The sequence below is a fragment of the Actinomadura sp. NPDC049753 genome, from assembly GCF_040674655.1.
Lineage (GTDB): Bacteria > Actinomycetota > Actinomycetes > Streptosporangiales > Streptosporangiaceae > Spirillospora > Spirillospora verrucosospora.
In genome coordinates, this window is the sequence record NZ_JBFARL010000250.1 from 1 (window position 1) to 10,536 (window position 10,536).

At 72.6% G+C, this 10,536-nt stretch carries 9 protein-coding genes and 1 pseudogene; 6 read left to right on the forward strand and 4 right to left on the reverse strand.

Annotated features, from left to right (window positions below; genetic code table 11):
- The 3 genes and pseudogenes from AB0K37_RS36885 to AB0K37_RS36895 all read left to right on the forward strand — a co-directional run.
- Window positions 1-614 (forward strand): annotated as a pseudogene (locus AB0K37_RS36885) (hypothetical protein); the annotation flags it as partial.
- 84 nt (window positions 615-698) lie between these two features.
- Window positions 699-1,598, forward strand: a complete 900-nt coding sequence (gene mshB / locus AB0K37_RS36890; protein ID WP_345177203.1) for an N-acetyl-1-D-myo-inositol-2-amino-2-deoxy-alpha-D-glucopyranoside deacetylase — start codon at window positions 699-701, stop codon at window positions 1,596-1,598.
- Between the two features lie 23 nt (window positions 1,599-1,621).
- Window positions 1,622-2,218: a DUF6113 family protein gene (locus tag AB0K37_RS36895; RefSeq protein ID WP_363989381.1), complete on the forward strand. Its 597-nt coding sequence runs from the start codon at window positions 1,622-1,624 to the stop codon at window positions 2,216-2,218.
- 7 nt (window positions 2,219-2,225) lie between these two features.
- Here AB0K37_RS36895 and AB0K37_RS36900 read toward each other — a convergent pair whose 3' ends face one another.
- The 4 genes from AB0K37_RS36900 to rocD form a co-directional block, all read right to left on the reverse strand.
- Window positions 2,226-3,839, reverse strand: a complete 1,614-nt coding sequence (locus AB0K37_RS36900) for a DHA2 family efflux MFS transporter permease subunit (protein ID WP_363989384.1) — start codon at window positions 3,837-3,839, stop codon at window positions 2,226-2,228.
- Complete coding sequence (locus tag AB0K37_RS36905; protein WP_363989386.1) at window positions 3,839-4,468, reverse strand: PadR family transcriptional regulator; 630 nt, start codon at window positions 4,466-4,468, stop codon at window positions 3,839-3,841. The genes AB0K37_RS36900 and AB0K37_RS36905 overlap by 1 nt, the downstream gene beginning before the upstream one ends.
- A gap of 99 nt (window positions 4,469-4,567) precedes the next feature.
- On the reverse strand, window positions 4,568-5,509 hold the full coding sequence (locus AB0K37_RS36910) for an LCP family protein (RefSeq protein ID WP_363989389.1): 942 nt from the start codon (window positions 5,507-5,509) through the stop codon (window positions 4,568-4,570).
- A 203-nt stretch (window positions 5,510-5,712) separates the two neighbouring features.
- Window positions 5,713-6,879 carry an ornithine--oxo-acid transaminase gene (gene rocD / locus AB0K37_RS36915; protein ID WP_363989396.1) on the reverse strand — a complete coding sequence of 389 codons (1,167 nt, stop codon included), beginning with the start codon at window positions 6,877-6,879 and terminating at the stop codon, window positions 5,713-5,715.
- 208 nt (window positions 6,880-7,087) lie between these two features.
- On the opposite strand from rocD, the gene AB0K37_RS36920 reads away from it, so the two are divergent.
- The 3 genes from AB0K37_RS36920 to AB0K37_RS36930 all read left to right on the forward strand — a co-directional run bounded on the left by AB0K37_RS36920 (window position 7,088) and on the right by AB0K37_RS36930 (window position 10,239).
- Window positions 7,088-7,543, forward strand: a complete 456-nt coding sequence (locus AB0K37_RS36920) for an Lrp/AsnC family transcriptional regulator (RefSeq protein WP_345177216.1) — start codon at window positions 7,088-7,090, stop codon at window positions 7,541-7,543.
- A gap of 27 nt (window positions 7,544-7,570) precedes the next feature.
- Window positions 7,571-8,053, forward strand: a complete 483-nt coding sequence (gene rraA, locus AB0K37_RS36925; protein WP_345177218.1) for a ribonuclease E activity regulator RraA — start codon at window positions 7,571-7,573, stop codon at window positions 8,051-8,053.
- Between the two features lie 119 nt (window positions 8,054-8,172).
- Window positions 8,173-10,239: a M6 family metalloprotease domain-containing protein gene (locus AB0K37_RS36930; RefSeq protein WP_363989393.1), complete on the forward strand. Its 2,067-nt coding sequence runs from the start codon at window positions 8,173-8,175 to the stop codon at window positions 10,237-10,239.
- The last annotated feature ends 297 nt before the right edge of the window (window positions 10,240-10,536 follow it).

Here is a 10,536-nt window from a genome sequence, read left to right on the forward strand (position 1 = left end):
CGCGCGGCCCAGAAGCTGTCCTCGTACGACTACCAGACGCTGGACACCGACCTGAAGGCCGCGTCCGCGACCACGACGGGCAAGCTGCACACCCGCCCCGCGACTACACCGGCACCCTCCCGCCCGCCGGCCCCCCGACGGGGGCCGGGCGCGCCCGGTACGACGACTGGGAGCCCGAGCGCAAGTCCAAGGCGCCGATCTTCGGTGCCGTCGCCGCGATCGCCGTGCTGGCGCTGGTCGTCGGCCTGTTCATGGCGGCCCGGAGCGGCGGCGACTCCTCCGACTCGCCGCCCACCCCGACGGTCACCGACTCCGGGCCGGTCTCGGACACCCCGACGACCGAGGAGCCCGAGGACCCGACGCCGACCCGCACCCGGACGCGCCGTAACACGCCGCCGCCCCAGACGTCCCAGCCGACGCAGGAGCAGCCGACCACCGAGGCGCCGACCGACACGCCGACCACCGACACGCCGCCGAGCACGCCCACCGATCCCGGAGGCGGCACGGGCGGCACGGGCGGCACCGGCACGGGCGGCGGCACCGGCGGCGGCACCGGCGGGGGCGACGGCGGCACCGGAACGGGCGCCGGCGGCACCGGCACCGGCGGCGGCTGACGAGAGGCCGGAAGAGGCCCTCCGGGATACGCGGGGCAGGGCGGTCATCGCCGCGATGCCGGGCCCTGAGTAGGCTCGTGGACTATGAAGGAGCCGCGGATCCTGTTCGTCCACGCCCATCCGGACGACGAGTCCATCGGGACCGGGGCCAGCATGGCCAAATACGCCGCCGAGGGCGCCCACGTCTGCCTCGTCACCTGCACGCTCGGCGAGGAGGGCGAGGTCATCCCCGAGGATCTGCGCCACCTGGCCTCCGACAAGGAGGACGCCCTCGGCGAGTACCGGATCGGCGAGCTCGCCGCGGCCTGCGAGGCGCTCGGCGTCCGCGACCACCGCTTCCTCGGCGGTCCCGGTCGCTGGCGCGACTCCGGCATGATGGGCGCCCCCACGAACGACGACCCGCGATGCTTCTGGCAGGCGGACGTCACGACCGCCGCACGCGACCTCGTGACCGTCATCCGGGAGGTCCGCCCGCAGGTGATCGTCACCTATGACGAGCGCGGCAACTACGGCCACCCCGACCACATCCAGGCGCACCGCGTCACGTGGCGGGCGTTCGAGCTCGCCGCCGACCCCTCCCACGAGGACGGCGCCGAGCCGTGGCGGGCGGCCAAGGTCTACGCCTACGCCGCCCCGCGCACGGTCCTCGCCCGCGCGATCGCGGTGATGCGCGAGGCCCGGCTGCCGTTCGCCCGCGTCGCGGGGCTGGAGGAGCTCGGTTCCGGCGTCCCGGACGGGGAGGTCACCACGGTCGTGGACGCCCGCGCCCACCTGCCCGCCAAGCTGGCCGCGCTGCGCGCCCACCACACCCAGGTCACGGTCGCGCCCGAGCAGGTCGGGCCGTTCTTCGCGCTGTCGAACAACCTGGGGCAGCAGGCGTTCGGCACCGAGTACTTCATCCTCCAGGCGGGCGAGCTCGGCCCGGTCGGTCCTGGCCGCCGCGAGCGGGACCTGTTCGCCGGTCTGGCGAGCGCGGGGGACTGACGGGCCCCGGTACGCTGGCGTCCGTGGACAAGGACGACCGGGCCAGGGTGCGGCTCGCCAAGGACGGCCCCCCCGCGGACGCCGGCGCGCAGGACGCCAAGGTCGAGGCCGCCGAGGCCGATGCCGCCCAGGCCGATGCCGCCCAGGCCGAGCCCGCCGACGCGGGCGCGGCCGCGGAGGGCGGCGGCGCGTCCGCCGTGGAACCGGCGGACGGGGAGGGCCCCGGCGACGCGTTCGTGTCCGGCGCCGCCTACGCCGCGCTCGGCGTCCTCGGCGGCGTGTTCGGGGTCGTCGGCTCGTTCGCGCAGGACTGGTCCGTCGGCCCCGTCCCGCTCACGGCGCTCGTCCTGGTCGCGCTGGTCTTCGTGATGACGTGGGCGTCGGGGAAGGCGATGGGCGGGCGGCTCGGCGCGTTCGTCCCGGCGCTGGTCTGGGGCGTCGTGGTGTTCGTCCTGCAGATGCGCCGCCCCGAGGGCGATCTCGTCGTCTCGGCGACGCTGCCCGGGTACCTGTTCGTCATCGGCGGCATGGTCGCCGCCGTGGTCGGCATCATGCTGGTTCCGCCGGCCCGCCCGCCGGGCGAATGGATGCTCGGCAAGGCGGGCCGTTCTCGGGGATAGCGGGTTCTCAGCTCGCCACGGGGGCGGGCTCGGCGTCCTTGTGGACGGGCGTGCCGGCCTTGTGTCCCTTGAGGGTGAGGCACGCGGCGGCGCTGAGCAGGACGACGCCGATGGGCAGCCACATCGTCGGCTTCATCGCGTGGACGAAACCGTGCGAGAACACCTGGCCGGCCAGCTCCTGGACGCGGTGCGCGACGCTCGGTGCGACGCCGGGCGGCAGTTGCTGCCGGGCCCCGCTCTGCCCCGCGCCGACCTCCAGGCCGCCCTTGGCGGCGTCCGCGAAACTCTGCACGAAGCCGCCGCGCACGTCGGGCGGGAGGGCCCCCGACCGGGTCGCCGCCTCGTCGCGCAGCGACGACGCCAGCTGGTTCTGCAGGACGGCGCCGACCGCCGCGCTGCCGAGCACCGACCCCACCTGCCGGATGGTGTTGTTGACGCCGGACGCGGCGCCCGCGAGGCGCGGTGGGACGTTCCGGGTCGCCTCGGTGGCCATCGGCGCGAACACGCCGCCGATGCCGAACCCGGACACCACGAGCGGGGCGATGAACGCGGTCCAGTCCGTGCCGACCTGCGCGATGATCACCATCCACGCCATGCCGACGGCGTACAGGGTCAGGCCGGCCATCAGGATGAACTTGCCGCCGATGCGGTCGGACATCCGGCCCGCGACCGGGGCGAGGAGCATCGACACCACCGACGACGGCGCCATGACGAGGCCCGCCTTGAGGGCGCTGAAGCCGAGCACCGACTGCAGGTAGATCGTCATCGGCAGGAACAGACCGATCATGCCGACCGAGACGGCCGCGCCGACGAGGTTGAGGATCGTGAAGTTGCGGTCCCTGAACAGCGAGAACGGCACGAGCGGCTCGCGGTCCTGGCGTCCCCGCTGGTAGACCACGAAGATCACGAACAGCGCGAGCCCGGCGGCGACCAGCCCCCAGATGCCCTCGTTCCACTCGTACTTCTGGCCCTCGGTCAGCGCGAACGTGAGGCAGAACAGCGCGGCGGACGCCAGCAGCACGCCCGCGACGTCGAAGCGGTGCCGGACGGTGGGGGTGTGGCCGGGCAGGATCGGCACGGCCATGGCCAGCACGAGGACGCCGATCGGCAGGTTAACGAAGAAGATCCACCGCCAGTCGAGGCTGGTGACCAGCAGCCCGCCGACCGTGGGTCCGGCGATGGTGGACACGCCCGCCACCGCGCCCCAGACGCCGAGCGCGGCGCCGCGCCGCTCCGGGGGGAACACGCTGATGATGATGGACATGGTCTGCGGCATCAGCAGCGCGGCGCCGAGGCCCTGCACGGCGCGGGCCGCGATGAGCTGCGCCGGGTCCTGGGAGATCCCGCACACCAGGCTGGACAGCGTGAACAGCGCGACTCCGGCGATGAACAGGTTCTTCTTGCCCCACAGGTCGCCGAGGCGGCCGGCGGTGATGAGCAGCACCGCCAGCACCAGGATGTAGGCGTTGCCGACCCACAGCACCTCGTCCAGCGAGGCGTCAAGCTTGTCGATCATGCTCGGGATCGCGATGTTCACGATCGTCAGGTCGAGCAGCGTCATGAAGAATCCGAGGGAGAGCGTCAGCAGGATCGCCCAGGGATTTCCGCTCCATCTCTTCATCAGGCCCCCATCTCGTCGTCGGTCCGTCGTGGTCGGGGCCGCGGGTGGCAGATCGCCCGCGGCTCGGTGTCGTCGAAGGTGAGCCGGCCGGACTCCAGGTCCGCGACGAGCCCCCGCACGAAGTCCAGCTCCGACCGCAGGCGCGCGATCAGCCATTCCTGGTCGATCAGCTTGTAGCGCTCGATGCCCTGCTTGCGGAGCGAGTCGTGCGCGGTCTGGTGCGCCGCGAGCGCCGCCTCCAGGGAGACGCTCCGGTTGCGCAGGAGCCGGGCGACCTCGCCTTCCGGGAGCAGGTTGATGAACGCCAGCGCGGTGCCGAACAGCGGGAACTCCTCCGCGGGGCGGACGAGCAGTTCGGCGAGCCGGAACTGCGCCGCGTCGCGGCCGGCGCTGGTCACCGCGTAGACGGTGCGTTCGGGCCGGCGGCCCTCCCGGCTCGTCTCCAGCGGCTCGATCAGCCCGCCCGCGGCGAGCCGCTCCACCGAGTGGTAGAGCGACCCGTGCGTGATCTTGACGGCCTGGTCGTAGGCGTGGTCGCGGATGCGCTGCTGCATCTCGTACGGGTGCATGGGCCCGTCGCACAGCATGCGCAGCACGGTCAGCGCCAGTGGCGTGAGGGGTCTGGACATGGCTGCGGCCCTTATGGTCGAACTCGATTAGTCCACATAGACTAATCCACTCAGACCGCTCCCGTCATCTTCTCAGAAAAACGGGCATATTCGGGCAGGTCAGCGCACGGAGTCCACGGTGTTGGCGGCGCCGTTGCGGGCGACGTAGTCGCCGACACGGTCCTCCCGGACGGCGGTGAACAGCTCTCCGACCCCATCGTCGTCGAGCAGTACGACACTCTGCCCGCCGCGCTCCGCCGACCGGTCGACCGGGGCCGTCAGGTACTCCATCAGCGACGTCCGCAGCAGCCGGTGCGCAAGCCCGCGCAGCGTGCCGGACGTGACCGAGTCGTCCACGGCCGCCGAGCGCGTCGCGGCCCGCACGAACCGGTCGATCTTTATGGGGTTGCGGGTGTCCAGCGCCTTGGCGGCGAGCGCGTGCAGGAACGCCTGCTGGCGCTTGATCCGGTCGAGGTCGCCGCCCGGCAGGTTCCAGCGCTGCCGGACGAAGTCGAGCGCCTCGGTGCCGTCCAGGTGGTGGCGTCCGGCCTGCCAGGTCCGGTCGTGCATGGGGTCGTGGGTCGTCTTGGCGACGGTGACGTCCACGCCGCCGAGGGCGTCGGTCATCTTCACGAACCCGCCGAAGTCGAGCGCGGCGTAGTGGTCGACGCGGACGCGGGTGAGCTGCTCCACCGTCCGGATCAGCAGGGACGGCCCGCCGTAGGCGAACGCCGCGTTGATCTTGGTGAAGCCGTGCCCGGGGACGGGCACCCAGCCGTCCCGGGGGATGGCGATCACCGACACCCGGTCGCCGGGCCCGGACAGGTGCACCAGCATGATCGTGTCGGCGCGGGCGCCCATCGAGGGAATGTCGGCGCGCCGGTCGGACCCGATCAGCAGCCAGTTCTCGCCGCGCCCGCTGGAGGCCGGGCGCCCGCCGGCGGTCGGCAGCGCGCCCGAGACCCGCCTGACCTCGCCGTCGTAGAAGCGTTGCAGGAGGTACAGGCCGCCCGCGAGCAGCAGCACGAGGCCCGTCGCCAGCCCCGCGCACCCGATGATCACCCGGCGCCGACTCCTGTTCCGCAGCATCCCCTCACCCTCGCGCCGGGACGCGGCGGAGGCGGCCGCGCCGGGCGGGCGCTGGCCGACCCTTGGCGGAGACCGGGGTTTGCGATGACGGAAACGCGGGGCGGGAACGGGTGGCGCGGAACGCCGCCGGGCGCCGTTGACCGGCGGCGTTCCAGGTCCTTCGCCCGGGCCGGGCCTCAGCCCTTGAGGGCGATCTCCAGCTGGTCGAGCGCCCAGTCGAGCTCGTCGCGCTCGATGACCAGCGGCGGTGCGAGGCGCAGCGTGGTCTCGTGGGTCTCCTTGGCGAGCACGCCGAGCTCCATCAGCCGCTCGCTGACCGGACGGGCCCTGCCGTGCAGCTCCACGCCCGCCCACAGGCCGCGCCCGCGCACCTCGCGGACGAGGTCGCCGGGCAGCCGCCCGAGCCGGTCGTGCATGTGCGCGCCGAGCGTCCGGGAGCGCTCCTGGTACTCGCCGGTCTTCAGGATCGCGATGACCTCGCGCCCGATGGCGCAGGCCAGCGGGTTGCCGCCGAACGTCGAGCCGTGCTGGCCCGGCTTGAACACGCCGAGGACGTCCCGGTCGGCGACGACCGCGGACACCGGCATGATGCCGCCGCCGAGGGCCTTGCCGAGGATGTAGACGTCGGGCACGACGCCCTCGTGCTCGACGGCGAACGTGGCGCCCGTGCGGCCGAGGCCCGACTGGATCTCGTCGGCGATCATCAGCGCGCCGCCCGCCGTGCACAGCTCGCGCACGGCGCGCAGGAACCCGCTCGGCGGGACGTTCACGCCCGCCTCGCCCTGGATCGGCTCGACCAGCACGCCGACCGTGTTGTCGTCCATCGCGGCCCGGAGCGCCTCGACGTCCCCGTACGGGACGGTCCGGAAGCCCGGCGTGTAGGGGCCGTAGGAGTCGTGGGCGTCGGGGTCGGTGGAGAAGCTGATGATGGTGGTCGTGCGGCCGTGGAAGTTGCCCTCGAACGCGATGATGTTCGCCTCGCCGGCGGGGACGCCCTTGACCTCGTAGCCCCACTTGCGGGCCGTCTTCAGCGCGGTCTCGACGGCTTCGGCGCCGCTGTTCATCGGCAGCACCATGTCCTTGCCGCACAGCTCGGCCAGCTCGGTGACGAACGGGCCGAACTGGTCGTGGTCGAAGGCGCGGCTCACCAGCGTGACGCGGTCGAGCTGCCGCCGCGCGGCCTCGGTCAGCCGCGGGTTGCGGTGCCCGAAGTTGACCGCGGAGTAGGCGGCCAGCATGTCCAGGTAGCGGCGGCCCTCCGCGTCGGTCAGCCAGACGCCGTCCGCCTCGGAGACCACGATGGGGAGGGGGTGGTAGTTGTGCGCGCTGTGGTCCTCGGACATCGCTCGCAGCTGGTCGGTCGGCGTCACGACGCTCCTTCGCGGCTCGGCCCGGCCGGTCGTGCCGGGGCATGGCGGGGACACCGGGCGCGGACCCGGTGCCGAGGGGGGAGGGGGCCCGGCGGATCAGGTGGCCGCCGGTCCGTACCCAGCGTATGTTCGGAATTGACTGCCGACCAATGACGAAAGCCGACTCGGGGGGTGTTATTTGTTGCGTCTTGACGAGCTCGACCGGCGGATCGTTGCGCGGCTGCTGGAGGACGGGCGCGCCTCGTACGCGCAGATCGGCGACAAGGTGGGCCTGTCGGCCCCCGCGGTGAAGCGGCGCGTGGACCGGCTCCGCGCGGACGGTGTGATCAACGGCTTCGCGGCCGTGGTCGACCCGGCCGCGCTCGGCTGGACGACCGAGGCGTTCATCGAGATCTTCTGCACCGGGGCGACGTCCCCCGAGGAGATCTACTCCAGCGTCCGCGGCCACCCCGAGGTCGTCGCGGCGTACACGATCAGCGGGGACGCCAGCGCGCTCGTGCACGTGCGGGCCCGCGACATCCAGCATCTGGAGCAGGCCCTCGAAAGGCTGCGCCGCGAGGACAACATCACCGCGACCAAGACGGCGATCGTGCTGTCCCGGCTCATCGGCCGCCCGACCGACGCGCCCTCCGGCTGAGGTATTACCGACCAGTAGGCTGCCGCCATGGACTTCGCGACCGCTGACCTCATCGACGACTTCGGGGACGAGCTGCGCAGCTGCGAGACGCAGTTCCGGCAGTACGGAGCGCGGACGGCGTTCGCCGGCCCGGTCGCCACCGTGCGCTGCCACCGCGACAACGGCCTGGTGAAGCGGCTGCTGGGCACCCCGGGGGAGGGCCGGGTGCTGGTCGTGGACGGCGCCGGGTCGCTGGCGTCCGCGCTGATGGGCGACATGATCGCCGCCTCGGCGGTGGCGGGCGGCTGGGCCGGGGTCGTGATCAACGGCGCGGTCCGGGACGTGGCGGCGCTGCGCGGCCTGGACCTCGGCGTGAAGGCCCTCGGCTCCAACCCGCGCAAGAGCGCCAAGGACGGCGCGGGCGAGACCGGCGTCCCGGTGGCGTTCGGCGGGGTGGAGTTCCGGCCGGGCGACTGGCTCTACAGCGACGAGGACGGCATCGTCGTCGCGGAGCGCGAACTCCCGCTCTGACCTGGCCTCATGGCGCGAAATGCCAGGGTGGTCGGCGCAAGATCGTATATGTCGGCCGTAGCCGGGCGGAGCCGCCCGTCCTTACCGTCTCCCCGCAACCCAGCTGAGGTAGGGGAGACATGCGCGCCAAGAAGATTCTGCTGGTGCCCGCGGCGGTGATGGGACTGGTCGTGGGACTCGCGGCCGTGCCGGCCGCCGCGCAGCCGGGACCCCCGGTCCCGAAACCGACCGCGAACCCCTGGCAGATGCGGCACTGGCCGCAGACGCAGCCGTGGCAGCGGGCGCAGCCGTCCGCCCGCGCGTTCGCGGCGGGCGCCCCGCGCCCGATCGACCCCCAGAACTACGAGCTTCCCGACACGATGACCTGGGACGACTACACCGCGATCCCGGGCGCCTCGTGGTCGGACCCGGCCCGCAAGGGGTCGGTGAAGAACTTCAACGTCGCGATCGTCCTCGCCGACTACCCGAACCAGCCGTTCGAGGTCACGCGGCCGGTGAACTCGTCGGTCTTCGGGAACCCGGTCAAGGTCGGCGACGTGCCGCGCGCTCAGGTGGCGAAGTTCTACCAGGACTTCCTCAACAAGCCGCAGGACCTGAACCACGGCCACACCCTCCACGAGTACTGGATGGAGGACTCCGGCGGCCGGTTCGGGGTCGACCTGACCGGGTTCGGCGCCTACCAGATGCCCGCCAAGGACCACGAGTACGGCGTGGACGGCATGCAGGGCGGGACGGGATGCCCGGCCGGCGACACCTGCGGCCGCGACCTGCGCAAGGACGCGCGGGCCGCGTGGGTCGCCGACATCGGTGAGGAGGCGGCGAACAAGTTCGACTTCGTCTTCTTCCTCAGCGCCGGGCAGGACGAGTCGTCCACCTGGCAGGAGTTCGGCGAGATGAAGTTCGGCACGAAGGAGCAGGTGCCGAACGAGTGGGGGCCCGGCGACCCGGCCCTGACGAACTGGGTGAAGACCCGGTACGTCCCCTGGACGTCCTGGCAGGCCGGCTCGACGATCTGGCCGAACGCCATCCCGGGCGTCTCCTCGACGCAGGCCGAGAGCTCCGGCATGTCCGTGTACGCCCACGAGTTCAGCCACATCCTCGGCATCGGCGACAACTACAACAACCCCTACGGCGACCCGCCGCGCCGCGCCTACAGCGGCCCGTGGGACATGCTCAGCCGCGGGACGTTCAACGGGCCCGGCGGCCCGCACAGCCGGTGGACGATCCCGGCGACGGGCGGCGGGTCCATGGGCGCGCAGCACATGCTCCGCAACAAGCTGAAGCTCGGCATGGTGGACGCCGACGACGTGCTCCAGCTCAGCCGGGACGGGCTCGCCGCGTCCGGCATGGTCGTGGCCAACGTGACGGCCCGGTCGGTCGAGCCGGGCAAGGGCGGCCTGACCGGCATCAACGTCAAGCTCGGCGAGGGCGGCGACAAGAGCCCGAAGTGCGACACCGGCACCGACCCGCTGTGCGACGGCGGCGGCTACGACAACTACACCCTCGAAGTCGTCGACCGGATGGGCACGGACTCCTTCACACCCGACTCCGGCGTCCTGCTGGCCAAGACGAAGGACCAGGACCGCGCCCCGTTCATCTGGGTCGAGGACGCCAACCCGCAGGACATCGACAAGGTCGACTTCGTCCTGCCCGACGGCACCCCGAAGAAGATGACGATCGGCGACTACCGGCAGCTGTCCGACGCGCTCTACCACGCGGGTGCGAACTCCGGCAGCGAGTACGAGTACGTGGACCAGGCGAACCGGCTGCACTTCTACGTCCTGAACCTCAGGCGGGACCGCAGGGGCGTGCTGTCCTACACGGTCGCGGTCAGCTCGCTGGACGGCGCCGGGCCGCAGCGGCGCGGCGTGCGGGTCGACTCCGGCCCCGCCCGGCCGACCGGCGCGGGCTGGACGAAGTGCACGATGACGCTCACCAACACGGGCCGGGGCGGCGACGGCCGCCACGGCTCCGACGTGTTCCGCCTCAAGGCGTCCGTGTCCGGTGACGGCTGGACCACGTGGCTGCCGAACGAGCTGGCCACCGCCCCGGCGGGCGGCCGCGCCAAGGTCGAGGTCTGGGCGAAGGCCGGGCCGGGCGCCTCCCGCCACGCGCGGCTCAGCCTGACGGGGACCTCGGAGAGCGCCCCGTCGAAGTCCGACTCGGGGACGTGCGCCCTGCGGTGACCCGTACCGGACGGGACGGCCTCCACCCGGGGGCCGTCCCGTTCGCGACGTCAGGGGTGGGACGAGGGGTGACGCCGCCGAAGTAATGGGCCGCGAAACTTATGTTGCCCTTCCCTGGGGCATGCCGGGGTCGTCCGGAGCGTCCGGCTGGGTATATGGCGCACTGTGATGATCAAGACACGCACGGTGACGGAGGTTCGCCGGCCGGGAACCGCGGCCGTCGCGGCGGGTGTCCTGGCGGTTCCGGCGGCCGGCCTCGCGCACCGCGTCCTCGACGAGCGGCTCGACCTCGGAGCC

Coding starts and splice junctions, on each gene's coding strand:
- mshB (WP_345177203.1), top strand. CDS start 699: ATGAAGGAGCCGCGGATCCTGTTCGTCCACGCCCATCCGGACGACGAG.
- AB0K37_RS36900 (WP_363989384.1), bottom strand. CDS start 3,839: ATGAAGAGATGGAGCGGAAATCCCTGGGCGATCCTGCTGACGCTCTCC.
- AB0K37_RS36905 (WP_363989386.1), bottom strand. CDS start 4,468: ATGTCCAGACCCCTCACGCCACTGGCGCTGACCGTGCTGCGCATGCTG.
- rocD (WP_363989396.1), bottom strand. CDS start 6,879: ATGTCCGAGGACCACAGCGCGCACAACTACCACCCCCTCCCCATCGTG.
- rraA (WP_345177218.1), top strand. CDS start 7,571: ATGGACTTCGCGACCGCTGACCTCATCGACGACTTCGGGGACGAGCTG.
- AB0K37_RS36930 (WP_363989393.1), top strand. CDS start 8,173: ATGCGCGCCAAGAAGATTCTGCTGGTGCCCGCGGCGGTGATGGGACTG.